Here is a 26975-nt window from a genome sequence, read left to right as displayed (position 1 = left end):
CCCCGCCCCGCGCACGCGGGGCGGGGGCCTTCGCGCGTCACAGCGTCAGCGTCGCCTGCACCGGCAGATGGTCGCTCGGGTACTGCCCGCCGAGCGAGAACGTGTTCATCTTCGCGGAGTGGACCTGCGCCGTCGGCCGCGTCAGGATCCAGTCGATGCGGCCGCCGCCCAGGACGGGCGGCTTGTAGCCGCCGAACGTGCCGTACGCCGGGCCGCGTTCCTTCGCGGCGTCCCAGGTGTCGACGAGACCAGCGCCCAGCATCGTGGTGTAGACGGCGCTGTTGTGCGCCGTCGCGTTGAAGTCGCCCGTCACGATGAGCGGCGTGCTCGTCTTCATGAGGGCGATGCGTTCGGCCATGAGGGTCGCCGAACGCTCGCGCGCGTTCTGGCTGACGTGGTCGAGGTGCGTGTTGAGGACGTAGAGCTGGGTGTTGGTGACCAGGTCGAGGAAGCGCACCCAGGTGGCCATGCGGGGCGAGTTGGCGCCCCAGGTGTTCGAGGCGATGGTGTACGGGGTGTCCGAGAGCCAGAAGTGCTCGTATTCGAGCGGGAACAGTCGGCGGTTGTCATAAAAGACGGCCATGAACTCGTCGCGGCTGCCGCCGCCGACCCCCGTGCCGACCCAGTCGTAGTTCGCGCCGATGTCGCTCTCGATGTCCTGCAACTGGTAGTAGAGGCCCTCCTGGGTGCCGATGATGTGCGGCTGGGCGCGCAGGAGCATCTCCTTTGTCGCCGGGCGGCGTTCGGCCCAGGTGTGCGGCGGGTTGTTGCTCGCGAAGCGGACGTTGTACGACATGACCTCCAGGCGGGCCTCCCCCTCGGCGGCATGGGCCCGCCGGGGGGACAGCGCGGTGCCGAGCGTGGGGAGCGCCACGGCCGCGGCGAGCGCGGCCCGCAGGCCGGAGCGGCGCGTGAAGGGGGAGTCGATCGGCACTCAGGCTCCTTGGGGTCGGTCCGCGCGGTCGGCACCGGGGGCGCGGGGAGGATATGGGCCACAGACTGTCCGCATCGGCCGCCGACCGGGCCCGGGACACGCGTGAAGGCGCGCGGTCGGCTACGGATGCAGGACACGGGAAGGTGTTGACCAGCACGAAGGTCACGGATAACTTCGCTATACGGATTGTTGATTCCGTGGAGCGGAATTGCCGGGCGCGGCACCGAGCGTGTGGAGGATGCAGGAATGGGTCAGCAAGAGAAGGTGGCAACGAGCCTCGCCGGCGCGGTCAGCGAGGGCATCAGCGCTTCCCTCGCCCCCGTGGACGCGGAGCTGGAGCGCCGCTACCCCGGAGACCCCGGCACCCGCCAGCCCGTCCACACCGTGTACGTGCCCGGTGAGAGGTTCGCCGCCGACACCATCCGCACCTGGGGCGACAAGGCCCTGGAGATGCTCGACGAGCACGCCCCGGACGCCGCCTCCTTCGCCGCGGTCCTCGGCCTGGGCGACGACCTCGCCGAGGCCGTCTACACGCGCGTACGCACCAAGTTGGAGCGCGAGCCCGTCGAGGACCTGCGCGTCGACTTCGAGGACGGCTACAAGGGCGCCGACGAGGACCAGGACGCCGCCCGCGCGGCGCGCCTGATCGCCGAGGCGTACGGGAACGGCACCGCCGCCCCGTACATGGGCATCCGCATGAAGTGCATGGAAGAGGCGGTACGCGACCGCGGCATCCGCACCCTCGACATCTTCCTGTCCGGCCTCATGGAGGCGGGCGGCCTGCCCGACGGACTCGTCCTGACACTGCCGAAGGTGACCTACCCCGAGCAGGTGACCGCGATGGTGCGCCTCCTGGAGGAGTTCGAGAAGGCGCGCGGTATCGAGCGGGGCCGCATCGGCTTCGAGATCCAGATCGAGACCAGCCAGTCCATCCTCGCCACCGACGGCACCGCCGCCGTCGCCCGCATGATCCAGGCCGCCGAGGGCCGCGCCACCGGCCTGCACTACGGCACCTTCGACTACAGCGCCTGCCTCCACGTGAGCGCCGCCTACCAAGCCAGCGACCACCCCGCCGCCGACCACGCCAAGGCCGTCATGCAGGTCGCCGCCGCCGGCACCGGGGTCCGCGTCTCCGACGGCTCCACCAACGTCCTGCCCGTCGGCACCACCGAGCAGGTTCACGATGCCTGGCGGCTGCACTACGGCCTCACCCGGCGCGCCCTGGCCCGCGCCTACTACCAGGGCTGGGACATGCACCCCGGTCACATCCCCACGCGCTACGCCGCCGTGTTCGCCTTCTACCGCGAGGGCTTCGGGGCCGCCGCCAAGCGCCTGGCCGCCTACGCCGGTCACCACGAGGGCGGCGGCGTGGCCGACGAGCCCGCCACCGCCAAGGCGCTCGCCGGCTATCTGCTGCGCGGGCTGGACTGCGGCGCCCTCGACGCCGGCGAGGTCACCCGGCTCACCGGCCTGACCCTGGCCCGCCTCCAGGGCTTCGCGGGCCCGCGCCGCGGCGACCTCACGGGCTCGGGCAAGTAACGCCCGGCGCGGGGCGAACTCCGCGGGCGCGCGACTAGCGGAGGCGCGGGGGAACCGGGCGGTGCCGAGCCTTAGTCTGTACGCCACGGAACGCGGTGTCGCAGGAACGGGGTAGCGGTGTCTTCGGGGGACCAGGAACAGACGGGCGAGTCGGGCAGACTCCTCGCGGGGCGCTACCGCGTGGTGGCGCAGCTCGGCCGGGGCGGCATGGGCGTCGTATGGCGCGCGGTCGACGAGGTGCTGCACCGCGAGGTCGCGGTGAAGGAACTGCGGACGTTCACGGACGCGGGCGGACCTGAGCTGGCCGACCTGCGCCTGCGGATGCAGCGCGAGGCCCGCGCGGCCGCCCGCGTACGCCACCCGGGAGTCGTCGCCGTGCACGACGTGGCGGAGGTCGACGGACGGCCCCTCATCGTCATGGAGCTGGTCGACGGCCCCTCCCTCGACGACGTGCTGCGCGAGAGCGGCGCCCTCGACCCCCGCGAGGCAGCGGCCATCGGCGCCAAGGTGATGGAGGCCCTCGCCGCCGCGCACCGCGTGGGCGTCCTGCACCGCGACGTGAAGCCCGGCAACATCCTCCTGGAGAGCGGCGGCCGGGTCGTCCTCACCGACTTCGGCATCGCCACCATGGAGGACCCCGGCGACGGCTCGGCCACACACCTCACCCGCAGCGGCGAACTGGTCGGCTCGCTCGACTACCTGGCGCCCGAGCGCGCCCAGGGCCACGACCCGGGTCCCGCCTCCGACGTCTGGGCCCTCGGCGCCACGCTGTACGCCGCGGTCGAGGGCTCCTCGCCCTTCCGCCGTACGTCGACGTGGTCCACGCTCACCGCGATCGTCACCGACCCGATGCCCGAGCCGCGCCGCTCGGGCGCGCTGACACCCGTACTGCACCGGCTCATGGACAAGGACCCGCAGGCGCGCCCCGACGCGGAGTCGGCGCGGCAGCTGCTCGACGCGGTCGCCGGAGCGGGAGCGGGAGCAGGAACCGGGTCCGGTGCCGGCTTCGGGCCGCGCGGCGGCACCGAGCGCAGTATCCCGAGCACGCCGCCACCGGGCTTCGGACCGCCGCCTTCGGTGGCCCAGCCGGCACCCCGGATGCCGGTGCCTTCAGTGCCTTCGGTGACGCATCCCTCGCCGCAGGCGCCGTCGCCCGCGCACCTGTCGCCGCAGGGGCCGCCCGTCACCATCGGGGAGACGCGCTCCACGCAACGCCCGCGCCGAGGCCGGGCGTTGCCCGCCGCCGTCGCCGTGGCCGTGGTCCTCGTGGCGACCGGCGCGACCGTCGTCTTCCTGAACGGCAAGGACGACCGCGGCGGCCAGTCGCGGCAGGACGCGGCCCCGGCCGGGTCCGGCTCGACCGCGGACGACGGCAGCCGCGGCTCGCTGGGAGGCGAGTCGAAGCGCCCCCGACCGGACAAGCAGGACGAAGGGAAGTCCCGCGAGCCGGACGCGAAGCGCTCCAAGGGCGGCGACAAGGACGACACCGGCGGCGCGGAGCGCGACAAGGGCAAGGCGGGGGACAAGGCCGAGGACCGCGACGAGCCGGTCTCGCGCCCCGACCCCACCGCCAAGCCGAGCGACGCGAGCAGGCCGGGCGACGGCGGCGGCTCCGCCGAGGAGCCCGTCTGCCACCCCGTCGGCGGCGGCAAGTACAACTGCTCGGTGTGGACGACCGCGAAGTCCTACACCGCCTCGGGCACCGAGGTGGGCGTCCTGAACGCGGGGACGAACTACTTCTACTGCCAGCAGAACCTGGGCCGCCGCGAGACGCACGGCGAGTGGACGAACGTCTGGTGGGCGAAGACGGACGACGACAGCGGCAACACCGGCGTCTTCGTCAGCGACGTCTACATCAAGGGCGGCGACAACGACAAGCCGCTGCCCGGGCTGCCCACCTGCTGACGCGGCGAGATCGGACGACGCCCTCATGAACGACGCCTCGGGCCCGGACGACCGCTCGGGCCGGAACGACGCCGCCGGCCCGCGCGGCGCCGAGGCGCTGCGCGCCCGCGCCGAGGCCGCGACCACCGGCACGCCGTACCGCTATCGGTGGACGGAGCCGGGATTCGACCTGGTCGTCGACGTCCCGCAGCCGAGCGGCCGGGTCACCCAGGTGCACACCTACCGCGTCCGACTGCGTCCGGCCGAGGGGACCTTCACGCTGACGGACGTGGTCCGCACCCACGAGCGGGGGCCGTTCGGAACCACGCAGAAGACCGTGGAGAGCGGCCGGGCGCGGTACCGCACATGGAGCCGCTCACTGGACGGCACCGAGCGGCACTCCTTCTCCTCGGCCGAGGGACACCGCCTGATCCGGGGCGTGGCGCAGGAGCTGGGCTGGCGCGAGACCAGGCCGGCCACCGAGAAGGCCGCACTCGTCGCGGGCGCCCTCGGCGGACTCATCGCCGTCGGCACGCTGGTCGCTCTCGCGGTGGTCTTCTGGCCCTGATCGGACAGGCGCTCGGGGGGACACGGCCTCGCGGGCCGTCGCGCATTCGGAGGCACCCCTGGTGCGCGCGCTCCGACCGCACACGAAGCTCGGTCAATAACCGCTGTTTCCCCGAAGCGAGGAACCTCAGGAGCAACCATGCGTGTGCCCACCGTCGTGACCGCCCTCGGCCTGACCGCCGCCGGCTTCCTGGCCGCCACCGTCCCGGCAGCAGCCGCCACCTCCCTCCCCGACCGTCCCCCCGCCGCCGCTGCGGTGGCACCCGGCCAGGCCACGGCCGCCCCCACACCTCCCGGCCAGGAACCGCTCGGCGGTGTCCTCGGCTCTCTCCTCAACCTCGTCACCGGTCTGCTCGGAGGCCTCGTCGGACCGGTGGCACAGGACCCCGGCACCAAGGACCTCACCAACAACGGCGTGACCGACGGACGTCAGGCGCCGCTGACCCCGCTCACCGCGCTGTCCGACGCCGGCGGCAGCCGCCCGCTGAACTGAGGGCTCACCTTCCGCGGCGTCCGCTCAGTCGGCGGGCGGCAGTTCGCCCGACCCGCGTGTGATGAGGCGCGTCGGCAGCTCGACCCGCTCCGGAGCAACGGACGCGCCGTCGAGCTGCCGGAAGAGCCGCTCAGCCGCCGTCCTGCCCAGCTGAGCCGCGTCCTGCGCCACGACACTCACACCGGGGTTCAGCAGATCGGCCAGCTCGATGTCGTCGAACCCCACCAGCGCCACGGGGCGGTCGAGAGCGGCAAGGACCCGTACGACCGTCACGGTCACGCGGTTGTTGCCCGCGAAGACCGCCGTGACCGGCTCGGGACCGCGGAGCATCGCCTCCGCCGCCGCGCGCACCCGCTCCGGGTCGGTGACGCCCAGCGACACCCACGTCTCGTCGACGGGGATGTCCGCGTCCTCCATCGCGGCACGGTAGCCGCGCAGCCGCTCTATGGCGGTGTGGATGCGCGGCTGGTCGCCGATGAAGCCGATGCGGCGGTGGCCGTGCGCGATCAGGTGCGCCACGCCGTCCCGCGCCCCGCCGAAGCTGTCGGAGAGCACCACGTCGGCGTCGATCTTCCCGGCGGGCCGGTCGACGAAGACGGTCGCCACCCCGGCGGCGATCTCCGGCTCCAGATAGCGGTGGTCGTCACCGGCCGGGATGATGACGAGTCCGTCGACCCGGCGCGCACACAGCGCGAGCACCAACTCCTGCTCGCGGTCCGGGTCCTCGGCGCTCGACCCGTTGATGAGCAGCGCGCCGTGCGCACGCGCGACCTCCTCGACGGCGCGGCTCAGCGGACCGTAGAACGGGTCCGCGAGATCCTCCAGGACGAGGCCGATGCTGGCGGTGCGGCCCTTGCGCAGGACGCGCGCGCTGTCGTTGCGGCGAAATCCCAGGGCCTCGATGGCCTCCTGGACGCGGCGTTCGGTGTCGGGGGTGACGCCGGGCTCGCCGTTCACGACCCGCGAGACCGTCTTCAGGCCGACTCCGGCGCGGGCGGCGACGTTCTTCATGGTCGGACGGTTGCCGTAGCGGTTGTCGGGTCGTCGGGCGGCGGTCTCGGCCACGGTGCGCTGTCCTGTCCTGTCGTCGACGAACGGTCACGGGGTCTTGCCTACGAGCCTTCTCGGACCCTTGCTCTCTTGGGGACTCGCTTGGGGCATGAGGGGGTCCCTGGGCCCGTGGCGTCGAGCATAGGGCCTGGACAACGTTGTCAGATGCAAGGGAGACTGACCTTCGCACTCTCCGGCCTGCCCTTACACCAGGAGACCCGACACAGATGCACATGGACCTCGTCGCCGCACTCGACATCGGCGGCACCAAGATCGCCGGCGCCCTGGTGGACGGGCGGGGCCGCATCCTGCTGCGCGCCCAGCGGCCCACGCCCGCGCGTGAGGACGGCGACACGGTGATGCGGGCGGTCGAGCAGGTCCTCGCAGAGCTGACCGCGGGCGATCTCTGGCGTGAGGTCACCGCCGTCGGCATCGGCAGCGCGGGCCCGGTGGACGCGTCGGCGGGCACGGTCAGCCCCGTCAACGTCCCCGGCTGGCGGGGCTATCCGCTGGTGGACCGGGTCCGCGCGGCGACGGACGGGCTGCCGGTCCACCTGGTCGGCGACGGCGTGGCGATGACCGCGGCCGAGCACTGGCAGGGCGCGGCCCGCGGCCACGACAACGCGCTGTGCATGGTGGTCTCCACCGGCGTCGGCGGCGGCCTCGTCCTCGGCGGCAAGCTCCACCCGGGTCCCACGGGGAACGCGGGCCACATCGGCCACATCAGCGTGGACCTGGACGGCGACCCCTGCCCGTGCGGGGCGCGCGGCTGTGTCGAGCGCATAGCCAGCGGCCCGAACATCGCCCGCCGCGCCGTGGAGGGCGGCTGGCGTCCGGGCCCCGACGGCGACACGTCCGCGGCCGCCGTGGCGAGCGCCGCCCGCGCGGGGGACCCCGTCGCGCTCGCCTCCTTCGAACGCGCCGCCCAGGCGCTGGCCGCCGGGATCGCCGCCACGGCCACGCTCGTCGAGATCGACATCGCGGTGATCGGCGGGGGAGTGGCGAAGGCGGGCGACATCCTCTTCACACCGCTGCGCCGGGCCCTGCGCGAGTACGCCACGCTGTCCTTCGTACGCCGGCTGACCGTGGCCCCCGCCGTGACGGGCACGGACGCGGGCCTGGTGGGAGCGGCGGCGGCCGCGCTCAGCGGCACGCCGAGCGCGGAGGTCGCCTCGCGTTCCGCGGTGGGCGGCTGAGGCCGCCCGGTGCGGGCGCCGACGCCGGATGCGCGGAGCTGAGCGGCGTACGCGTGCGCGGATGGAGTGCCTACCCAGTGCACGAGGAGCCGACCGGAACAGGCACGTGAGCCCAGCCGTGTTGCGTGTTCCGCTTACGAGGGTCGCGCCCAGCCGCGCTTGACGAGCGCGCCCCTGCCGATGGCCCCGAGCGGCTTACGTGAGCCGATCACACGTACCCGCGGTCGCGGCGCGACCCCGCAGCTGACCCGCGCACCGGCCGCGCGGGGTGGGCTGATCAGCGTGCGGGGCGGGGCCGCGGCGCGTGCCCGCTTCGGAGGCCCGCCCTCGTACCCGTGCGTACCCGTACCCGTACGCGTGCCCGCTAGCCCCGAGCGGCTCGCGGCGAACCCAAGCCCCTCGCGCGAGCCGACCGCCCCGCAGTTGTCAGCAGTTGAGCGTCGCCCCGGCCCAGTCGCCGTGATCGGCGTAGATTCCGTCGCCGCCGTCCGTGACGACCAGGCGTACGACCTGGGCGCCGGTCACGTCCGCGGTGAGCGGCTGGGCCGGCATCGCGTTGGTGAGGGTGCCCGTCGACGCCACCTTCTTGTCGTCGGCCCAGATCTCGAAGGCGACCGTGCCGTCGGTGCGTGTCTCGTCGTCGACCCCGACATCCGCGGTGACCTTCTCGCAGGCCCTGCCGGTGTAGAAGGCGAGGTCGCTCGCGGCGTGCACGCCGAGCCCCTTGTCGTACACCTTTCCACCGATGGTGATGGGCCTGCCGTCGCCGGCCGCGCCCTCGCCGTTGCTGGTGTTCCGCTCCACGGGCCCCCAGCCGTTGCTCATCGAGAGCCACGGCAGATCGCCGAGCGCCGAGGCGCCCGAGGGCGGCGCGAGGACCACCCGCGCGGTCAGGGGCAGGACGTTCTCGGCGCGCGTTCCCGTGGGGGAGCGGTACGCCGCCGCGACCTTCACGTCGTACGAGCCTGGGGTGGCGTCCGGTGGCGCGGTGAGCTGCCACGAGGTGCGCAAGGTCTTGCCGGGCGCCAGCGACCGGGCGGTGGTGGGCGAGGTCGCCTCGGTCCGCCAGCCGCCGGGCGCCTCGACCTCGGCGGTCACCTGGCGGGCCGGTACGCGGCCGAGGTTGGTGACCGACGTGGTGAGCGGCGTGCGCTTGCCGGCCTCGAAGAAGTCGCCGCCGTCCACGCCGAGTTCGACGGCGGGCGGGTGCGTGGACCACTTGCCGTCGGCCGACACGCGCAGCAGGACCGTGCCGTGCGCGGGAACGGTCGCGGAGATCCTGCCCGCCGTGTGGTAGCTCTTGTGCCGCCACAGGTCGCGCAGCGTGTACGCGGGGGCGTCGGGGAGCCCGACGGCCTTCGCGGTCGTGGAGACGGACCGCGCGGTGCCGGTCTCGTTGAAGAGGGCGACGGCCCGGCTGCCGTCCTTCATCTCCTTGGCGACGACCCACCGGCCGTCCCGCGACGAGACGACCTCGCCCTGCTTGCCGAGCGGATCCTGGTCGACGGCGATGACCTCCCGGTTGCCGAGGATCTCGAAGGTCTCGGGGGAGGCCTTGCGCAGGTCGGAGCCGATGAGCAGCGGCGCGGCCATGATCGACCACATCGAGAAGTGGGTGCGGTACTCGGTGTCCGTCATGCCGCCGTTGCCGACCTCCAGCATGTCGGGGTCGTTCCAGTGCCCGGGCCCCGCGTACGCGTCGAGCGGCAGATTCTGCTTCATGATCGACAACATCGAGTTCCAGTTGTCGCTGATGTCACCGGTGGTGCGCCACAGATGGCCGACGTCCGCCGCCCACTCCCACGGCTTGTTCTCGCCCCACTCGCAGATGCTGTAGACGATGGGCCTGCCGGTGGTCTCGGAAGCGGCCTTCAGCGCGTCGCGCATCGCGATGTACCGCTTCTTGGCGTCCACGCCCTGGTTGTTGCAGTTGTCGTACTTGAGGTAGTCGACGCCCCACTCCGCGAACTGCTGGGCATCGCTGCGCTCGTGGCCGAGCGCGCCGGGGAACCCGGCCGCGTTGCAGGTCTTCGTGCCCGCACTGGTGTAGATGCCGAACTTGAGACCCTTGGAGTGGACATAGTCGGCGACCGCCTTGATCCCCTGGGGGAAGCGCTTGGGGTCGGGCACCAGCTTGCCGTGGGCGTCACGCTCCGGCAGCGCCCAGCAGTCGTCGATGTTGACGTACTGATAACCGGCTTCCTTCAGGCCCTTCTCGACGAAGATGTCCGCGATCCCCTTGACCATCGCCTCGTCGAACTCAGCTCTACAGTGCGTGGAGTTCCAGTTGTTGAAGCCCATGGGCGGCGTGGCCGCCAGACCGTCGGGGAGCTTCGCGGCGGGTTCGGCGGCGGGCCGCTCGGTCGCGTCATGTGCGACGGCGGGGGCGGCGAGGACACCGGCGCACAACACGGCGGCGGCGAGCGATCCGGCCGCTCTTCGATGGGGGGTGCGGGAGGCAAGGTGACGCATCGTTACGTTCCTCCGTACTCGCGGAAGATGGCGTGTTGCTGGATGCGCGGCCGCCGGAGCCGCACTCCTACTATCCGCGGGCCGTTTGCCACCGCAAGAGTCGCTTTGAGAAACAGCGGCACGAACAGGCCAGTCACACCGAGCCGAACCGACGAGTACGGACCCCCACCACTACCACCAGTACCACGAGTACCGGACCCCGCCCGGCCCCGGGCGGGAAACACGCCCGCGCCCCCCGCACAGGGCGGGGGGCGCGGCACGCACAAGGCCGAAAAGGTCTTTAGGAATCGTCCCGCTTCATCGAGTCCTTCATGCCCTTGGCCTTGTCACGGGCGGATGCCATCGCGTCCTTGGCCTCGCCCTTGGCCCGGTCCGTCCTGCCCTCGGCCTCGCGACGGTCGTCGCCGGTGGCCTTGCCGGCCATCTCCTTGGCCTTGCCCTTCAGCTTGTCCATGCCGCCTTTGTCACCCATGGTCACTCCTCTGCTTTCCGCTGGGGGACTTACCCGGCCAACGTAAGACGAGGAGGCGCGGCGCGCTCGCTCAAGCGTCGCGCTGCGTGACATCACCGAGAGAGGCCCGCGCCGCCGCCACGGTCGGCGCCGGGGAGAGGACCCCGGTCAGCTCCGTGAGGCGCAGCATGCGCAGGGTCAGTGGGTGGGTGCAGACGACACGCAGCACACCGCCTCTGTCGCTCACCCGCCGATGGGCCCGCATCAGCAAGGAGATGCCGGAACAGTCGAAGAAGCCGACCTTACTCAGGTCGACGACCACGACCGGCTCCGGCCCCGCGGCCACGGCATCGAACAGCGGGGCCATCCGCTGATAGGCCACGAGGTCGATCTCGCCGTGCAACTCGATCACGATCGTACGGTCGAGCCCGTAGACGCGCGGTTGATCGAGGTTCTCGCGCGCGTATCCGCTCAGTTCTTCCTGCCGCATCAATCCCCCAGTGCTTGCGCCGTCTCTCTACGAGGAGGGGGCGGCGCGCCGTGCATGCCAGTTCTCTTGGAGCACCGGGGACCGGGGCGCCCGGAAGGCCACGCTAGCCGGGACCGGCGCACTCTGGAGTGCGGGAACGATTCGCGGAAACCCAGCATCATGCGATCGGGTGAAATCTAAACAAACCGCTTGACATTACGTCCGGTAACGCGAGACTTCCTCACCCATCAGTGCCTGGTTTCCGTGACAGGGTGTTGCGGGCAAGCCACAGGGGGCCGACGGAAGAGGGGGAACCGTGATCGTCTGGATCAACGGCGCGTTCGGTGCGGGCAAGACCAGCGCCGCACGGGAACTGATCGAGCTGATCCCGAACAGCACGCTCTTCGACCCGGAAGTCATCGGCGGCGCACTGCCCTGTCTGCTGCCGCCCAAGCGCCTCGCCGAGGTGAGCGACTACCAGGACCTGCCGATCTGGCGCCGTCTCGTCGTCGACACGGCGGCCGCGCTCCTCGCCGAAGTGGGCGGCGTCCTCGTGGTGCCGATGACACTGCTGCGCCAGGAGTACCGCGACGAGATCTTCGGCGGTCTCGCCTCGCGCAGGATTCCCGTACGTCACATCGTGCTCGCCCCGGATGAAACGATCCTGCGAGGCCGAATATCCGGCCGTGAGGTACCCCCGGACCTGCCCGACGGCGACCTGCGCGTACGGCAGTGGTCGTCCGACCACATCGAGCCGTACCGCGCGGCCCTCGCCGGCTGGCTCGGCGCGGACGCCCACCGCGTCGACACCAGCGCCCTCACCCCCTACGAGACCGCCGAACGCGTCGCCGACGCCGTGCGCACCGGCGCCGCGTCCGCCTGCGACATCGTGCAGACCCCCGAGCCCACCGCCGAGACCCTCGCCGCCGGTGTGCTGCTCTTCGACGAGCAGGACCGGGTGCTGCTCGTCGACCCGACGTACAAGGCGGGCTGGGAGTTCCCCGGCGGTGTCGTCGAACCCGGCGAGGCACCGGCGCGCGCGGGCGTACGCGAGGTCGCCGAGGAGACCGGCATCCGACTCCCCGACGACCTGCGCCTGCTGGTCGCCGACTGGGAGCCACCGAAACCGCCCGGCTACGGAGGGATGCGGTTCCTCTTCGACGGCGGCCGGCTCGACAGCACCGAGGCCCATCGCCTGCTGCTGCCAGGACCCGAGCTGCGCGACTGGCGCTTCGTCACCGAACGGGAAGCCGCCGACCTGCTGCCGTCGGTGCGCTACGAACGGCTGCGCTGGGCGCTGCGCGCACGCGAGCGGGGCGCCGCGCTCTATCTGGAGGCGGGCGCCCCGATCGACGGCTAGCCGCCCCTGCGGAGGGAGGACGACTCGCGGGCGGTCAGCTCTTCGCGTACTTCCGCAGGAACAGTGCCTCGGCGAACGAGAGCCGCTCCAGCTCCTCGGGCGACACGCTTTCGTTGACCGCGTGGATCTGCGCCTCGGGCTCGCTCAGGCCGATCAGCAGGATCTCCGCGTCCGGATAGAGCGAGGCGAGGGTGTTGCACAGGGGGATCGAGCCGCCGTGGCCCGCGAACTGCATCTGCTGGCCCGGGTAGGCCTCGCCCATCGCCTCGGCCATCGCCGTGTACGCCGGGCTCGTGGTGTCCGCGCGGAACGCCTGGCCCTGCCCGATCTGCTCGGTGTGCACCCGCGCGCCCCACGGCGTGCGCGCCTCCAGATGGGCCTGGAGCAGCTTCGTCGCTTCGGCGGCGTCCACGCCCGGCGGCACCCGCAGGCTGATCAGTGCCCGTGCGCCCGCCTGCACGGACGGCGTCGCGCCGACCACCGGCGGGCAGTCGATGCCGAGGACGGTGACGGCGGGCCGCGCCCAGATCCGGTCGGCGACCGTGCCCTCGCCGATCAGCCGCACCCCGTCGAGAACCTTGGCGTCCTTGCGGAAGGTGTCCTCTTCGTACTGAAGCCCGTCCCAGACGGCCTCGCCCTCCAGTCCGTCGATCGTCGTGGAGCCGTCCTCGGCGCGCAGCGAGTCGAGGACGCGGATCAGCGCGGCGAGCGCGTCCGGGGCGGCGCCGCCGAACTGCCCCGAGTGCAGGTTCCCCTCAAGGGTGTCCACCCTGACGCGTACGAGGGTCATGCCGCGGAGCGTCGCCGTCACCGTCGGCAGGCCGACCCGGAAGTTGCCCGCGTCACCGATGACGATCGTGTCGGCCGCGAGCAGCTCGGGGTGCTCCTCCGCGTACCGCTCAAGGCCGCCCGTGCCCTGCTCCTCCGAGCCCTCCGCGATCACCTTGACGTGCACCGGGACGCCGCCGTTCGCCTTCAGGGCGCGCAGCGCGAGCAGGTGCATGATGATGCCGCCCTTGCAGTCGGCGCTGCCGCGGCCGTACCAGCGGCCGTTCCGCTCGGTCAGTTCGAACGGCGGGGTGGCCCACCCGGCCTCGTCCAGCGGCGGCTGCACGTCGTAGTGCGCGTACAGCAGGACGGTCGGAGCGCCCTCAGGCCCCGGCAGGAAGCCGTACACCGACTGCGTGCCGTCCGGGGTGTCGAGCAGTGCGACGTCCTGGAAACCCTCCGCGCGCAGCGCGTCGGCCACCCAGTTCGCGGCGGCCTCGCTCTCGCTCTTCGGGTATTGCGCGAAGTCCGCCACCGACTTGAAGGCCACCAGTTCGGTCAGCTCCGCCTTCGCCTTCGGCATGAGTGAGGCGATGGTCCCGGCGATCGGATCCGGCGACATGGGCACGCTCCTCGTGGGTGCGACGTTGTATGTGTGGATACAGGTGATCCTCCCACAGGAGGGTTCCCGGGGCCTCGGCCGTAGGATGCCTGGGGACAGCGCGGCCAACAGCGGGATCAGGAGCGGTAGACCAACGTGAGCAGCGAGAACTCAGCGGACGACGCCCGGTACGTGTGGGACGTGGTCGTGGTCGGAGCCGGCCCCGCGGGGGCCTCGGCGGCCTACGCGGCGGCCGTCGCGGGACGCAGCGTGCTGCTGCTGGAGAAAGCCGAACTGCCGCGCTACAAGACGTGTGGCGGCGGCATCATCGGCCCCTCGCGCGACTCCCTGCCGCCCGGCTTCGAGCTGCCCCTGCGCGACCGGGTGCACGCGGTGACGTTCTCCCTGGACGGCAAGTTCACGCGCACCCGCCGTTCCCGGCAGATGCTCTTCGGGCTCATCAACCGCCCGGAGTTCGACCAGCAGCTCGTCGAGCACGCGCAGAAGGCGGGTGCCGAGTTGCGCACGGGCGTCACCGTCGCGCGCGTGGAGCAGCACGGGTCCGAGGTGCCCGACCGGCGGACCGTCGCCGTCGTGCTGCAAGGCGGCGAGACCGTCCTCGCCCGCGCCGTGGTCGGCGCCGACGGCAGCGCCAGCCGCATAGGGGCGCATGTCGGGGTCAAGCTCGACCAGGTCGACCTCGGTCTGGAGGCCGAGATCCCGGTGCCCGCGACCGTCGCCGAGGACTGGGCGGGGCGCGTCCTCATCGACTGGGGCCCCATGCCGGGCAGTTACGGCTGGGTCTTCCCCAAGGGCGACACGCTCACCGTCGGTGTCATCTCCGCGCGCGGCGAAGGCGCCGCCACCAAGCGGTACTTGGAGGACTTCATCGCCCGGCTCGGCCTCGCCGGGTTCGAGCCCAGCATCTCCTCCGGGCACCTCACCCGCTGCCGCAGTGACGACTCGCCGCTGTCCCGTGGGCGGGTCCTGGTCTGCGGCGACGCGGCGGGACTCCTGGAGCCGTGGACCCGCGAGGGCATCTCCTTCGCGCTGCGCTCCGGACGGCTCGCGGGGGAGTGGGCGGTGCGGATCGCGGAGGCGCACGACGCGGTCGACGCCCGCCGCCAGGCCCTGAACTACGCGTTCGCCATCAAGGCGGGCCTCGGCGTCGAGATGAGCGTCGGCCGCCGCATGCTCCAGATCTTCGAGCGCCGCCCCGGCATGTTCCACGCGGCGATCACGGGCTTCCGCCCCGCGTGGAACGCCTTCGCGAAGATCACCCGCGGCTCGACGACCCTGGGTGAACTGGTGCGGACGCACCCCCTGGCGGGCCGAGCGCTGAGCACGATGGACCGCTAGTCAGGCGACCGCGCCGCCGGGCCGGGCGCGGATACTCCCGCGGGAGTACACGTGATCACCACGCCCGGCGGACGCCCGTCGACCCGCGTGCGGCACAGCGTGCGCGGCATGGACGAGCAGCGCGAACGCGACTTCGGTGGCCCGCTTCCGGTCCCGGCGGCCGGAGCGTCCCGCCACGGGCCGTCCTGGTGGAACCCCGCGGAGGGAGCGCGACGCCGACTGCTCTGGCCGACGACGCTCGGGCTGACCGAGCGGGAGAGGGAGGCCCGCTCACCGCCAAGACGCACGTGAGCAGGACGATGGTGAAACCGGGCGCCCGCGACCGCGCCCAACAGGTCGTCCTCGCCTACGAGTCGGGCCTGGTCCGCCCCGGCTGGCTGGGCTGAGACGCCCCAGGACGCCGGTCGTGGAACTTCCACAGCACGGTGGCCACCCGTACGACGAACGCCACCGCCGCCAGCGAGACCCCGGTCACCTTGAGCGCGCTCACGACGGCGCGCGGCGGGTCGAAGGCCAGGAGCGGACCGGCGATCACCACGCCGATGACGGCGAGGGCGACGACGAACCCGCTGACGAGCGCGTATCCGATCTCGATGGTGATCGCGTCCCGCTCGGCGGCCGACCGCCGCCCCGAATATCCCGTCGCCGCCATGGGAGGAAGTGTCACATCCGGGTGCCCGGCGGGCAAGTGACCGCCGCCGGGCATCCGGCTCACCTCGGGGCGCGCCTCAGTCGCGTACGGCCACGTGCTCCCGCTCGGCCTCCTCCCGCCCGGCCTCCAGCGGGACCGACTTCGTGACGACGAGCGATCCCCGCCTACGCGGGGTGCGCAGGCCGGTGAGGGTGATGAGAAGCCCGGCGACCGCGATGACGGTCACCACGATCAGGCCCGGCCGGAAGCTGTCGAGGACGGCCTGCGGCGAGGAGTCGTCGGCGTGGGACGACGCCGTGACCACGGCGGTGACGATCGCGAGGAAGATCGCGCCGCCAACCTGGATCGAGGTGTTGAGCAGCCCGGAGACCATGCCCTGCTCGTCGTCGTCCACGCCGTTGGTGGCCTGGATGTTGAGCGAGGGGAAGACCAGGGCGCACGCGAAGCCGAGCAGGATCATCGACGGCAGTACCACGGCGGCGTACGAGGGGGTGAGGCTGATCCGCAGGAACAGCACGTACGAGGCGACGAGCAGCACGAACCCGGCGACGATCACGCGCGGCGTGCCGAACCGGTCTATCACCGAGCCGACCTTCGTCGACGACAGGGCGACCAGCGCGCCCGCGGGCAGGAAGGCGAGCGCCGTCTCCAGCGCGGACCAGCCGAGCAGCGACTGGAAGTACTGCGTGGCGAGGAACTGGAAGGACACATAGCCGCCGAAGAACGTCATCGCACCCAGCTGCGCCCGCAGTTGCGGCCCCGAGCGCAGCACGCCGAGCCGGACGAGCGGGCTCGCGGTGCGCAGTTCGATGCGGACGAAGACGGCGAGCAGGACGGCCGCGGCGAGGAACGACAGGAGTGTGCGGGCCGAGGCCCAGCCCACCTCGGGGGCCTCCACGACGGTGAAGACGAGAAGCAGCATGGCGGCCGTGCCGGTGACGGCGCCCGGCACGTCGTAGCCGCCCTTGTTCTGCTCGCGGGCGCTACGGGGGATCAGTTTGAGCCCGGCGAGCAGCGCGAGCAGCGCGATGGGCGCGGGCAGCAGCATGGTCAGGCGCCAGCTGGCCTCGGTGAGCAGTCCGGACAGGACGAGTCCCATGGAGAAGCCCGTGGCGGCGCAGGTGGTGTAGATGGTGAGGGCGCGGTTGCGGACCGGGCCCTCGGCGAACGTGGTGGTGATGATGGACAGGCCGGCGGGCGCGGTGAACGCGGCGCTCAGGCCCTTGATGAAGCGGCTGGCGATCAGCAGCGGGCCCGAGTCGACGAAGCCGCCGAGCAGCGAGGCGAGCGCGAAGACGCCGAGCGCGATGAGGAAGACGCGGCGGCGGCCGAGCAGGTCGGCGGCGCGTCCGCCGAGGAGCAGCAGCCCCCCGTAGCCGAGGATGTAGCCGCTGACGACCCACTGGAGGGTCGAGGTGGACAGGTTCAGTTCGGAGCCGATGGAGGGCAGGGCGACGCCCACCATCGATACGTCGAGTGCGTCGAGGAACATCGCGGCGCAGAGCACCAGCAGCGTGCCCCACAGACGGGGGGTCCAGCGCTCCGGGGACGCGGAGACCGGCGTGAGCGGAGAAGTCATGCGGAGTAACTTACATGCACATGCATTGACTGCAAGTGCATTTAATTACGATGCAACAATGAGGGTCTTCTCTGCTACCGTGCGATGTCATGGCGGCGAAAACGGCCGAGCAGGAGCTCGTGGATCAATGGCGGGGCATCCTCGCGGTACATGCGCGCACCCAGTGCGAACTGGACCGTGAGCTTCATCCGCACGGCCTCGGGGCGAGCGACTTCGAGGTCCTCGACGTGCTGGCCGAAGGGTCGTCGGACGACGGCGGCTGTACGTTCCGCGTGCAGGAGATCTCCGCACAGGTCCATCTGAGCCAGAGCGCCCTCTCCCGCCTCATCGGCCGGCTGGACAAGGACGGGCTCGTCGAGCGCGGCATGTGCAGTGAGGACCGGCGAGGCGTCCGGGTCTCCCTGACCGCCAAGGGGCGCGAACTCCACCGCGAGGTGCGGCCGCTGCAACGGGCGGTCCTCAGGCGGATGCTCGCGGAAGGTGCCGCAGGCGCCGAATGCGGCGGCTGAGCGGGGCACCCACCGGGCCGGCCCCGACGCCCGCCCTCACCGCATGACGATGCCGGACTTCTGCCGCCACAGCGCCGCGAGCGAGCGATCGCCGGTCACCTCGGGGAACGGCAGCCGGTTCCACAGCGCCAGATAGAGGCGCGCCGCCTGCCCGGACACCTCGCAGTCGGCGGCGGCCGTCGCGCCGCGCTCCGCGATCGGCGACCCCTCGGACAGGTGTACGGTCCAACTCCACTCGGCGGCCGCGTCCGTGGCCCGCACCCGCAGTACCCGGGGGATGGCGCTGCGCACCTGGCTCTTCTCGCGGGCGTGGAAGCCCAGCAGCAGCTCCTCGATCCCGTCCACGGCGAACTCGACGCCCACCGGCGACGGCGTGCCGCCGCGCGCGGCCTCGGCGTCGACCCGGTGGACGGTCGTCTCGTTCGCCTGTCGCCGCGCCCAGAAGGCCAGCGGCGAGGGGGAGGGCAGGAACGCCCAGCACTCGACGTCCGGCGGCGCGGTGGTGAGCGTGTCCACCAGGGTGGCGTGCCCCTCGCGGAACCAGTCGAGGAGTGCCGCGCCGTCCAGGTCGGGCAGCTGCCCGCCGAGCCGGAACTCGGTGCGCCGCTCCGTGATGAACGCCGCGGCCCAGCGGTGCACCATGCCGGTGTGCCGCAGCAGGTCCCGTACCTCCCAGTCCGGACAGGTGGGCACCTTGGCGTCGGGCCCGGCCTCCTCGGCGGCCCGGGCCAGCAACCGCCCTTCCTCGCTGACTACTTGAACGTGCCGGGAAATGTCCATGCGGGGATTGTGTCGGATGGAGCGCGCTCGAACGGAAGCCTCCGGAATATGTCAGACCGTTTCCGTGGATCGCTTGCGCTCCGGATGTGCTGTGTGCTCCGTACGTTCCATGCGCCCCGTGCGCTCCATGTACTCCGAACGATCAGTACGCTCCGTGCGCTCTGTCTGCCGCGTCGCGAACCCGACGCACGCGGCGACCCCGGCCAGCACGGCCACGCTCGTCAGGGCGGCGGGCAGGGAGTACCGGTCCGCCATGAACCCGATGAGGGGCGGCCCGACGAGCATGCCGCCGTAGCCGAGCGTCGACGCGGCGGCGACCCCGCCGGGGCCCGCGAGCGCTCCGGCTCGTTCGACCGCCACGGGGAAGATGTTGGCGAGGCCGAGCCCGGTGACCGCGAAGCCCACGAAGGCGAGGCCCGTGGAGGGGGCGAGGGCCCCGAGCAGCATCCCGGCGCACGCCGTCGCGCCGCCGCCGACGACCGTGCGGGTCCGCCCGAGCCGTTCCAGGAGGGTGGTGCCCGAGAGCCTGCCGATGGTCATGGCGAAGGCGAAGCACGCGTAGGCCGCGGCGGCGACTCCCGGGTGCGCGTGCAGATCCTGCTCCAGGTGGAGCGGGCCCCAGTCCGCGACGGCGCCCTCGCCGTACGCGGTGCACAGGGCGATGAGCCCGAAGACCAGGACGAGGCCGCGGGTACGACGGTCCATGCGGCGCGAACCGCCTGCCCCGGACGGGACGTGTGGCCGGGCGGGAGTGTGCTCACGCAGGAGGTCCGCCGCCCCGCGCCGCAGCAGCGTCGGCGCCGCCGCGGCGGTGACCGCGAGGCCGAGGACGGTGACGCCGAGCAGGTGAGGGGTGGGGGAGAGGTGCCCCGCGACCAGGCCGCCGAGGCCCGCGCCGAGCATGCCGCCGAGGCTGAAGGCCGCGTGGAAGCTGGGCATCACGGGCCGCCGCAGCGTGCTCACCAGGTCGACGGCGGCGCTGTTCATCGCGACGCTGATACCGCCGTACGCGGCTCCGAAGACGAGCAGGACGAGCCCGAGGACGAGGACCGAATCCGTGAGCGGAGGCAGCACCACGCTCAGCGGGAGCAGTACTCCGCAGGCGACCGTCACGGGCAGGCTGCCGTAGCGACGGCACAGCTGTCCCGTCAGGGTCATCGTGACGACCGCGCCTGCGGAGACGGCGAGCAGGGCGAGCCCGAGCCCGCTCGCGGAGGCCCCGGTCTATTCCTTGATGGCGGGGATGCGGACGACCCACCCGGCGAACACGAAGCCGTCGAGGGCGAAGAAGACGGTGAGCGCCACGCGCAGACGGCGGAGACCGGGGGCGGTGGGCCGCGGCGCTGCGGTTCCTAGTTTGTTTAGTAGCGGCACAAAATCAGGGTAGGGGCGCGGACCGACGGCGTACAAGGCCGTCTCGGGGAGGCGGGCGGCTTCATGGAGGAACGACGGATGGCGCGCGAACGGCGAGGCCGTGTACGGATCATGGGAGACTCGCCCTCATGAACGGCAAGGCTGACCCCCGTGCCGAGGGGGAAGTGACCACGCGTACCCGCCTGGAGCGAGGGCGCGGCGCGCTGGGTCCCGCGCTCGAACTGGTGCACACCGGGCGCGCTCCCACCCGTGCCGTGCTCACGTCCGAGCTGGGCGTCACGCGCGCTACGGCGGGTGCCGTCGCCGCCGAGCTCGAAGCGCTCGGTCTGATCCGGATCGACGCCAGGCCGAGCGCGGCCGCGGGCTCGCAGGGCAGGCCCTCGCACCGCCTCGCGGTCGCGGACGAGGGGCCCGTCGTGCTGGCGGCGCAGGTGCATGCCGACGGCTTCCGGGCCGCGCTGGTCGGGCTCGGCGGGCGTACGGTCGCGACCGCACCCGGCTGCGAGACCATCGACGCCGACCCCGCGCAGGTCCTCGGTTCCGTGGTCGACGCGGGCGCGCGGCTGCTGCGGGAGACCGGCAGGCGCTGTGTGGGGGCGGGCCTCGCGGTGCCGTCCGCGGTGGCCGAGCCGGAGGGCACCGCCCTCAATCCGCTGCACCTGGCCTGGCCCGCGGGCGCGCAGGTCCGTGAGATCTTCACCGAGTGCGTCCGCGCGGCGGGCATCGAGGGGCCGGCCTTCGCCGGGAACGACGTGAACCTCGCCGCGCTCGCCGAGCACCGCCACGGCGCGGGGCGCGGCGCCAGGGACCTGCTGTGCGTGGCGACCGGCCACCGTGGCGTGGGCGGGGCCCTCGTCCTCGACGGCCGCCTGCACACCGGGAGTTCGGGTCTCGCCCTGGAGGTCGGCCACCTCACCGTGAACCCCGAGGGGCGGCCGTGTTACTGCGGGAGCCGGGGCTGCCTGGACGTCGAGACGGATCCCCTCGCCTTCCTGACGGAGTCGGGCCGCGAGCCCGGGCCCGAGGGGCTGCTCGTGCAGGCCCGCGCCCTGCTCCGCGAGGCGTACGACGACCCGTCCGTGCGCTCGGCCGCCGAGGCGCTGATCGACCGGCTGGGGCTCGGCCTCGCGGGGTTGGTCAACCTCCTCAACCCGGACCGGATCATCCTGGGCGGCCTGCACCGCGCCCTCCTGGAGGCGGACCCGGAGCGGCTGCGCGCCGTCGTCGCGGACCGCAGCCTGTGGGGGCGCAGCGGCAGCGTACCGATCCTCGCCTGCACGCTGGACCACAACAGCCTGGTCGGGGCCGCGGAGTTGGCTTGGCAGCCGGTGCTGGACGACCCCCTGCGCGCGCTGGGCTGATTCCTATCCGGCGGCGGTGGCTGCCTCCGTTGCCGGAGTCGCGACCACGGCTGTGGCTGTACGCGCTTCGGTGCGGCGGCGCAGTACGTCCGGCAGCAGCGTGCCGAGCCCGAGCACCGCGAGCCCCGCGCCGATCCACAGCGGTGCGCGCAGACCGAAGGTGTCGATGGCGGGGCCTCCTACGGATGTGGCGATGATGATGCCGAGCGTGATGAACGAGGAGTGGACCGTGTTCACCAGTGGCCGTGCGTTGCCGGTGCGCTGGACGCGGGTCACGAGCGCCGGGTTCATGGTGACCCCGACCAGGCCGATGCCCATCAGCAACACGACAGCCGGGACGGTCAGTTGGGCGAAAAGGGCGAACCCGGTGAGGAAGGCGAGGTTCAGCGCGAGGCCGACGACGAGCACGGGGACGGTGCGGCGGTCGGCGAGCCGTCCGACGACCGTGTTGCCGACGACGGTGGCAGCGCCGTACGCGATGAGCAGCAGCGGAACGGTCCCGGCGGAGAAGCCGGTGATCTCGGTGAGGATCGGGTTCAGGTAGCTGAAGGCGGAGAAGGTGGCGCCGATGACGAACGTGCTGGTGGTGAGGGTGAGCCAGAGTCGTGGATTGCGGAAGGCGCCCAGTTCCTGACGGAGGCCGCCGCCCTCGTCGGACTCGCCGTCGGCGCTCGGCACCCCGGCGAGCGTGGTCAGGGCGGTGATGGCCCAGAACGCGGCGCGCCAGCCCAGGTGCTCACCGATGACGGTGGAGAGCGGCAGGCCGAGCAGCGTGCCCAGCATCAGCCCGTTGAGTGCCACGGCGACGGCGCGCCCGCGCACCGCGGGCGCGGTGATGCGGGAGGCCAGGCAGATGGAGACGCCGAAGAAGGCCTGTGACGCGATGCGGTGAGTACGCGGGCCGCCAGCATGGTCCGGTAGTCGGGCGCGAGCGCCGCGAGCACGTTGCCGGCGAGGAAGATGCCGAAGAGCAGGAGCAGGGACGAGTTCTGACGCATCCTCAGCAGGGCGACCGTCAGGAAGGGGCCGCCGAGTGCCATCGCGGCGGCGAAGGCGGTGATGAGATAGCCGATCTCAGGGATCGTGGCGTTCGGTCCCTCGGCCATCTGCGGCATCAGGCCGGCGACCACGAATTCGCTGGTCACCAGGGCGAAGATGCCGAGGGCCAGGACGTATACGGCGGGGGGCATGGCGGTGTACTCCTGTCGGGCAGGGTTTAGATAGGTGAGTACAAAACAAGGGCGTGGAGAAGTGAGTGGGCGGGTGGGGTGCCTGTGGCTAGCGGACCGTCAGCGCGTCGAGCGCGGTCTCCGCGATGGACTCCAGGGTGGCCCGGTCGGCGCCGCCCTGCGCGGAGATCCGCATGCCGCCGATGACGGCGTTGACGTACCGGGCGAGGGCGTCCGCACTCCGCCGCGTCGTGATGTCGCCGTCCTGCTGTCCGGACCGGATCGCGGTGCGCAGCATGGCGAGCCGCGTCGCGAGGTCCCGCTCCAGCAGCGCGGCGGCCTCGGGGTCGCGCGCGGCGAGTTCGACGGTCGTGTTGACGGTGAGGCAGCCGATGCTGTGTCCGTCCTCCCGGTGCTCGAACTCGCCCTCGATCACCCGGGCGAGCAGGGCGCGGACGCGCTCGATGCCCGGGCGCTCCACGTCCTCCAGGATCTCGATCTGCCCGGCGTTCATGGTCTCCATGTAGCGGGCCAGGGCGCGCCGGAGCAGACACCTCGACCCAGGACCTGTGCGAAGCGACCGGCCTGGGCCGCAGCAGCATCTACAACACGTTCCACAGCAAGCACGATTTTGGAACAGTCAGTGCAATACGTGGTCTCCGCGCCCGGGGCTAAGCCCACTCGACCCCGAAGGCGCGCGCCGCGTTGAGCGTGAGGATCCGCTGCGTCAGCTCCTCGCCCACGGCGCTTTCGAGCCGGGGTCGCATCCCGCGCAGCAGGTACGGCATTCCGGGCCCGCCGCGCACTGACCGCGCCCCCGCCGTGGTCGTGTCGCCGCCCAGAAGCAGGCGGTCCCCGAAGCCCGCGTCGGCCAGGGAGCGCACCGCGTCCGGCATGCGCCAGTCCGTGGCGTGGTGGGTCCGGGAGGGGCCGTCGAAAGCCAGGAAGACGCCCGCCTCGGCGGCTTGCTGGTGGAGGCCGAGGTCGGGGAAGCGGTTGAGGTGGCCGAGGATCACCCGGTGCGGAGGAACCGCCAACTCGCCGCAGAGCAGGTCGAGTACGTCCAGCGCGGCGGTGCCCAGCTCCAGGTGGACGGCGATCGGCGCGCCCGTCGCGTGATGGGCCTCGGCCGCGGCGGTCATCGTCCAGCGGGCGTGGTCGTCGAGCCCGTGGAAGCCGCCCGCGACCTTGATCAGCCCGGCCCGCACCCCGGAGTCCGCGATGCCTTCGGTGAGTTCGCGGAAGAACAGCTCCGCGAGACCCCCCGTGCGCAGCCGCTCCAGCGACTCCGGTACGTAGTGGACGGCTTGATGCAACCCCGTCGCGGCGACGATACGCACGCCCGTCGCCCTGGACAGCTCCGGAAGCAGCTCAGCGCGCCGCCCCATCCCGTGTGGTGTCCACTGCACGAGGCCGCGTCCCCCCGCCGCCCGGAACTCGGCCAGCTCCTCGGCGGCCGCTCCGGCCGACTCCAGCTCCTGGCCGGGCAGTTGGGGGCTGCGCAGAAAGAGATGGTCGTGGGCGTCGCAGACCCCGAGGTCCGCCGGGGCGATGTCACCGAGAACCGTACGGACCTTTCCGGGGGCGGAGGTCACCACTGCCGCCCTGTCGCCAGTTTCCCGCGCTCGGGCGTCGACAGGTGCAGTACCTGGAAGACGTCCCCCGTCCCCTCGGGCGCCTCGTGCTCCCAGAGTGAGAAGTGCACTACTTCCCAGGTCCGGGGGTCAACGGCGGCGATCGCGCTCACCGCGCCGTCCACCCTGACCAATGTCTCGACCTCATGGGTGAGTTGATCGGCCAGCTCAGGGAGCCGCGTGGACTCGGGGATCCGCCGGCGGTGGCGCACCGCCGCCCTCGGCGCAACCGCGGACGGAGCCGAATCCTCGTAGGCGACAGCCGACCAGTGCTGCACCACCGGTCGCCCGAAATCGTCGATGAGCCCCTGGAAGCCCGGCCCCCAGAGGAAGGAATTCATGCCCGCCGCGGTGTTCCAGAGGTAGAACGGCGCGTACTGGTTGACGGGCGAGCCGTCCCTGCCGCGTTCGCGCATCAGGTAGGCCTTGAATCCGAGCCCCGCGAAGGCGTCCAGGAGGTGCCCCTTCGTCTCGACGCGGTGACGGATGATGCCCATGTCGTAGTCGGCGGGCAGGGTGATCTCGTACTGCATCGCGTGCAACGCGTACTCCCGTGGTTTCAGCAGCAGTTGGGGTAGGTGTCGGCGCCGGCCAGGGCGCCCCAGTCGGCGGTCGTGCCGTCCTCGGCGGCCTCGACCACGGCGAGGTGCGTCATGAACGTGCGCGGCCCCGCGCCGTGCCAGTGCGCCTCACCCGGTTCGATCCAGACCGTGTCGCCCGCCCGGATCGCCTCGACGGGACCCGACTCGCGCTGCACGAGACCCTCGCCCTCCGTGACGTGCAGGACCTGGCCGTGCGGGTGGCGGTGCCAGGCGGTGCGGGCGCCCGGGGCGAAGTGGACGCTGAACATGCGCAGCCGGGAGGGGGGCGGGGGTGCGGCCAGCTCGTCGAGCCAGACCGTACCGGTGAAGTGCTCGGCGGGCCCTCGCCGGCTGTCGGGCCGATTGCGGGTGATGTGCAACGTACGACTCCGTGGGCGGTAGTGGTGGTAGGGGCGGCAGTAGCCGGACACGCCCTAGTGACGGGTGGTGCCGGAAGGGGCGGCGCAGGCGCCGAGTAGCGCGAGCAGGCCGCGTACCGCCGCGTCGAAAGCGGCCGGCGCGCCGGACGAGCGGGCGAGGACATAGCCGCCCTGCACGGTCGCGACGACCGTGGACGCGATCTCCCGGGGCACGAGCGCATCGGTGAACTCGCCCTGGGCCACCCCCTCTTCGAGGATCCCCGCGAGCCGGTCGCGCAGCCAGTCGAGGGTCTCGGTCACGGGCGCGCGCAATTCGTCGCTCGCGATGACGTCCGGATCCATCGTGAGCCGCCCGACCGGGCAGCCCCTCAACACGTCGCGCTCACGCAGCAGATACGCCTCGACGCGCGCGTACGCCGAGCCGGAGCCGCCGAGGGCCGCCTCGGCGGTGGCTCGCATCTCCTCGGCCGTACGCCGGATCGCGGCGAGCGCGAGGTCGGGTTTGCCCGCGAAGTGGTGGTACATACTGCCTTGCCCCGCGCCCGCGTGCTGCTGGATGGCCTTGGGGCTCGTACCGACATAGCCCCGCTCCCACAGCAGCTCGCGCGTGGACTCGATCAGGCGCTCCGGAGTGCTCATGGAGCCAGTGTACATACTAGTAGGTACAGAATGGCGTCGGCTGAAGGAAGTGCGTCGGCTGGAGACCGTGGCGCACGAGGACGGCGGGCCTGTGGCCCGTGGATCCTGGTCTTCCCGCTGATCCGGACGCCCGTCGTGATCGGCGCCGCGACCCCGCTCCGCCGCTTCGCCTCCGGTGAGATCGGCTCAGCGCCTTCGCGTTCGCCGTTCCGCCGGGGCGGCTCGCGGTGGCCGCGCCGGTGGGCCCGGCCGCGGGAGCCGCGGCGGGCCCGCGCCCCGCTCGGCGGGCGGCACGCCTCGATGTGCTGCGGGGGCCGGGGTGGCATGCCCTGTCCCGTGAGATACGAGGTTCATGGGGAGGAGGCTCAAGTCGGCGGCCCGCCATTCCTGGCACAGCAGGGGGGACACAACCCCGCCCGCCCCGCTGCTCCCGGCGCGACAAGGCGAACCCCATCCCGCCGCTCGCGGCGAGCCTGTCACCGCCCGGTCAGCCGGCAACGGCCGACCGGGCGGGAGTCTTCGCGGCCGACCCGGCCGCCCCGTACAGGGGGTACGACGGCACGGTCGCCACCGCCGAGGGGCACGGCGCGGGGAGCGTGAACCACACGGTCTTTCCCGCGTCACCCTGCGGGCACACGCCCCAGGACTCGCTCACCGCCGCCACCATCGCGAGGCCGCGGCCACAGGTGTCGAAGGGGTCGGCTTCGTGGACCTCGGGCAGCCGTGGATCGTGGTCGTGGACGGAGACCGTGAGGCGGTCGAGCAGCAGCTCGATCTCCACGGTGCACTCCTTGTCGGGCTCGGCGTGCCGGTGGACGTTGCTGAGCAACTCGGTCACGCCGAGGGCTGCCTGGTCTATCAAGGGATCGAGATGCCAGTAGCGCAACTGCGCAGAGACGATTCTGCGGACCTGGCGGATCCGCGATGGCAGAGCTTGGAGCTCTACCGTGCAATGCCTGCTTGGTTGGCTGATCACGGCTGCGACTCCCCGAATTGAGGTCCGGAAGAAGACGACGTTCGGATCGGAGCAGGGGGCCGCGTGGTCTGCCGCCTGCTGCGTGGCCGGCGGCGGGCTGGTTCTTCAGCGTCATCGCCGGTAAACCCAGAGTGATGTGAGACCAGAGTGACTCAGGGGGTGCGGGCGTGCAACTCGCGCGTGGCGCCGCGCGACCGC

At 72.2% G+C, this 26975-nt stretch carries 27 protein-coding genes and 3 pseudogenes; 12 read left to right on the top strand and 18 right to left on the bottom strand.

Going from position 1 to position 26975, the window contains the following annotated elements:
• Positions 1–37: 37 nt before the first annotated feature.
• Positions 38–934, bottom strand: coding sequence for an endonuclease/exonuclease/phosphatase family protein (locus tag CP975_RS04110; RefSeq protein ID WP_055533148.1), 897 nt, complete (start codon positions 932–934; stop codon positions 38–40).
• Between the two features lie 246 nt (positions 935–1180).
• Here CP975_RS04110 and CP975_RS04105 point away from each other — a divergent pair, with 246 nt between their 5' ends.
• The 4 genes from CP975_RS04105 (at position 1181) to CP975_RS04090 (ending at position 5417) form a co-directional block, all read left to right on the top strand.
• Complete coding sequence (locus CP975_RS04105) at positions 1181–2473, top strand: DUF6986 family protein (RefSeq protein WP_055533151.1); 1293 nt, start codon at positions 1181–1183, stop codon at positions 2471–2473.
• Positions 2474–2590: 117 nt separating this feature from the next.
• On the top strand, positions 2591–4378 hold the full coding sequence (locus tag CP975_RS04100; protein WP_055533153.1) for a serine/threonine-protein kinase: 1788 nt from the start codon (positions 2591–2593) through the stop codon (positions 4376–4378).
• A 25-nt stretch (positions 4379–4403) separates the two neighbouring features.
• Positions 4404–4925 (top strand): hypothetical protein, encoded by a 522-nt coding sequence (locus CP975_RS04095; protein WP_055533155.1) that lies wholly within the window; start codon positions 4404–4406, stop codon positions 4923–4925.
• 138 nt (positions 4926–5063) lie between these two features.
• A complete protein-coding gene (locus CP975_RS04090; protein ID WP_150476579.1) occupies positions 5064–5417 on the top strand; it encodes a hypothetical protein in 354 nt (117 codons plus the stop codon).
• A 24-nt stretch (positions 5418–5441) separates the two neighbouring features.
• On the opposite strand, the gene CP975_RS04085 is transcribed toward CP975_RS04090, so the two are convergent.
• The gene (locus CP975_RS04085) at positions 5442–6482 is read right to left on the bottom strand and encodes a LacI family DNA-binding transcriptional regulator (protein ID WP_055527334.1); all 1041 of its coding nucleotides are present in this window, start codon (positions 6480–6482) and stop codon (positions 5442–5444) included.
• Between the two features lie 212 nt (positions 6483–6694).
• Between CP975_RS04085 and CP975_RS04080 the strand changes: the two genes are divergently transcribed.
• Positions 6695–7663: an ROK family protein gene (locus CP975_RS04080; protein WP_055527336.1), complete on the top strand. Its 969-nt coding sequence runs from the start codon at positions 6695–6697 to the stop codon at positions 7661–7663.
• Positions 7664–8089: 426 nt separating this feature from the next.
• Here the strand turns inward: CP975_RS04080 and CP975_RS04075 are convergent, their stop codons facing one another.
• From CP975_RS04075 to CP975_RS04065, 3 genes are all read right to left on the bottom strand, one after another.
• On the bottom strand, positions 8090–10135 hold the full coding sequence (locus CP975_RS04075; protein ID WP_055527338.1) for an NPCBM/NEW2 domain-containing protein: 2046 nt from the start codon (positions 10133–10135) through the stop codon (positions 8090–8092).
• A gap of 280 nt (positions 10136–10415) precedes the next feature.
• Positions 10416–10607 (bottom strand): CsbD family protein, encoded by a 192-nt coding sequence (locus tag CP975_RS04070; RefSeq protein ID WP_055529531.1) that lies wholly within the window; start codon positions 10605–10607, stop codon positions 10416–10418.
• A 70-nt stretch (positions 10608–10677) separates the two neighbouring features.
• Positions 10678–11076 (bottom strand): STAS domain-containing protein, encoded by a 399-nt coding sequence (locus tag CP975_RS04065; protein WP_055529525.1) that lies wholly within the window; start codon positions 11074–11076, stop codon positions 10678–10680.
• Between the two features lie 295 nt (positions 11077–11371).
• Between CP975_RS04065 and CP975_RS04060 the strand changes: the two genes are divergently transcribed.
• Positions 11372–12415, top strand: a complete 1044-nt coding sequence (locus CP975_RS04060) for an NUDIX hydrolase (protein WP_055529523.1) — start codon at positions 11372–11374, stop codon at positions 12413–12415.
• A 34-nt stretch (positions 12416–12449) separates the two neighbouring features.
• On the opposite strand, the gene CP975_RS04055 is transcribed toward CP975_RS04060, so the two are convergent.
• Complete coding sequence (locus tag CP975_RS04055; RefSeq protein ID WP_055529521.1) at positions 12450–13805, bottom strand: dipeptidase; 1356 nt, start codon at positions 13803–13805, stop codon at positions 12450–12452.
• Positions 13806–13940: 135 nt separating this feature from the next.
• Here CP975_RS04055 and CP975_RS04050 point away from each other — a divergent pair, with 135 nt between their 5' ends.
• From CP975_RS04050 to CP975_RS04045, 3 genes and pseudogenes are all read left to right on the top strand, one after another.
• Positions 13941–15143 carry a geranylgeranyl reductase family protein gene (locus CP975_RS04050; RefSeq protein WP_030776454.1) on the top strand — a complete coding sequence of 401 codons (1203 nt, stop codon included), beginning with the start codon at positions 13941–13943 and terminating at the stop codon, positions 15141–15143.
• Between the two features lie 51 nt (positions 15144–15194).
• Positions 15195–15434, top strand: a complete 240-nt coding sequence (locus tag CP975_RS34960; protein ID WP_167532630.1) for a hypothetical protein — start codon at positions 15195–15197, stop codon at positions 15432–15434.
• Positions 15410–15529, top strand: a pseudogene (locus CP975_RS04045) (DNA-binding response regulator); the annotation flags it as partial. The gene CP975_RS34960 and the pseudogene CP975_RS04045, both read left to right, overlap by 25 nt.
• Here the strand turns inward: CP975_RS04045 and CP975_RS04040 are convergent.
• Together CP975_RS04040 and CP975_RS04035 are read right to left on the bottom strand one after the other, a co-directional pair.
• On the bottom strand, positions 15490–15795 hold the full coding sequence (locus tag CP975_RS04040) for a DUF6332 family protein (RefSeq protein ID WP_055529519.1): 306 nt from the start codon (positions 15793–15795) through the stop codon (positions 15490–15492). The pseudogene CP975_RS04045 and the gene CP975_RS04040 overlap by 40 nt on opposite strands.
• Before the next feature lie 76 nt (positions 15796–15871).
• The gene (locus CP975_RS04035; protein ID WP_055529517.1) at positions 15872–17374 is read right to left on the bottom strand and encodes an MFS transporter; all 1503 of its coding nucleotides are present in this window, start codon (positions 17372–17374) and stop codon (positions 15872–15874) included.
• Between the two features lie 89 nt (positions 17375–17463).
• Here CP975_RS04035 and CP975_RS04030 point away from each other — a divergent pair, with 89 nt between their 5' ends.
• A complete protein-coding gene (locus CP975_RS04030) occupies positions 17464–17883 on the top strand; it encodes a MarR family winged helix-turn-helix transcriptional regulator (RefSeq protein ID WP_055529515.1) in 420 nt (139 codons plus the stop codon).
• Between the two features lie 36 nt (positions 17884–17919).
• Here CP975_RS04030 and CP975_RS04025 read toward each other — a convergent pair whose 3' ends face one another.
• From CP975_RS04025 to CP975_RS36550, 3 genes are all read right to left on the bottom strand, one after another.
• Positions 17920–18663, bottom strand: coding sequence for a maleylpyruvate isomerase family mycothiol-dependent enzyme (locus tag CP975_RS04025; RefSeq protein WP_055529513.1), 744 nt, complete (start codon positions 18661–18663; stop codon positions 17920–17922).
• Positions 18664–18714: 51 nt separating this feature from the next.
• A complete protein-coding gene (locus CP975_RS04020) occupies positions 18715–19821 on the bottom strand; it encodes an MFS transporter (protein WP_425474225.1) in 1107 nt (368 codons plus the stop codon).
• Between the two features lie 66 nt (positions 19822–19887).
• Positions 19888–20037 carry a hypothetical protein gene (locus tag CP975_RS36550; RefSeq protein ID WP_425474224.1) on the bottom strand — a complete coding sequence of 50 codons (150 nt, stop codon included), beginning with the start codon at positions 20035–20037 and terminating at the stop codon, positions 19888–19890.
• Positions 20038–20165: 128 nt separating this feature from the next.
• Between CP975_RS36550 and CP975_RS04015 the strand changes: the two genes are divergently transcribed.
• Positions 20166–21398: an ROK family protein gene (locus tag CP975_RS04015; RefSeq protein WP_055529511.1), complete on the top strand. Its 1233-nt coding sequence runs from the start codon at positions 20166–20168 to the stop codon at positions 21396–21398.
• A gap of 3 nt (positions 21399–21401) precedes the next feature.
• On the opposite strand, the pseudogene CP975_RS04010 reads toward CP975_RS04015, so the two are convergent.
• Together CP975_RS04010 and CP975_RS04005 are read right to left on the bottom strand one after the other, a co-directional pair.
• A pseudogene (locus CP975_RS04010) lies at positions 21402–22588 on the bottom strand (MFS transporter).
• A gap of 88 nt (positions 22589–22676) precedes the next feature.
• Positions 22677–23081 (bottom strand): TetR family transcriptional regulator C-terminal domain-containing protein, encoded by a 405-nt coding sequence (locus CP975_RS04005; RefSeq protein ID WP_199782943.1) that lies wholly within the window; start codon positions 23079–23081, stop codon positions 22677–22679.
• 53 nt (positions 23082–23134) lie between these two features.
• On the opposite strand from CP975_RS04005, the pseudogene CP975_RS35680 reads away from it, so the two are divergent.
• A pseudogene (locus tag CP975_RS35680) lies at positions 23135–23197 on the top strand (TetR family transcriptional regulator); the annotation flags it as partial.
• Positions 23198–23238: 41 nt separating this feature from the next.
• Here the strand turns inward: CP975_RS35680 and CP975_RS03995 are convergent.
• The 5 genes from CP975_RS03995 to CP975_RS03975 form a co-directional block, all read right to left on the bottom strand.
• Complete coding sequence (locus CP975_RS03995) at positions 23239–24162, bottom strand: phosphotriesterase family protein (RefSeq protein WP_055529529.1); 924 nt, start codon at positions 24160–24162, stop codon at positions 23239–23241.
• Positions 24159–24743: a DUF4865 family protein gene (locus CP975_RS03990; protein WP_055529509.1), complete on the bottom strand. Its 585-nt coding sequence runs from the start codon at positions 24741–24743 to the stop codon at positions 24159–24161. The genes CP975_RS03995 and CP975_RS03990 overlap by 4 nt, the downstream gene beginning before the upstream one ends.
• Positions 24744–24760: 17 nt before the next feature.
• Positions 24761–25162, bottom strand: a complete 402-nt coding sequence (locus CP975_RS03985) for a (R)-mandelonitrile lyase (RefSeq protein WP_055529506.1) — start codon at positions 25160–25162, stop codon at positions 24761–24763.
• A gap of 54 nt (positions 25163–25216) precedes the next feature.
• Positions 25217–25801 (bottom strand): TetR/AcrR family transcriptional regulator, encoded by a 585-nt coding sequence (locus CP975_RS03980; RefSeq protein ID WP_246201394.1) that lies wholly within the window; start codon positions 25799–25801, stop codon positions 25217–25219.
• Positions 25802–26288: 487 nt separating this feature from the next.
• On the bottom strand, positions 26289–26777 hold the full coding sequence (locus CP975_RS03975; protein WP_055529502.1) for an ATP-binding protein: 489 nt from the start codon (positions 26775–26777) through the stop codon (positions 26289–26291).
• Positions 26778–26975: the final 198 nt, after the last annotated feature.

The sequence above is a fragment of the Streptomyces alboniger genome (assembly GCF_008704395.1).
Classification (GTDB): Bacteria; Actinomycetota; Actinomycetes; order Streptomycetales; family Streptomycetaceae; genus Streptomyces; species Streptomyces alboniger.
The sequence above is the reverse complement of the archived record's forward strand: the minus strand, read 5'-3'. Positions and strand labels throughout refer to the sequence as shown.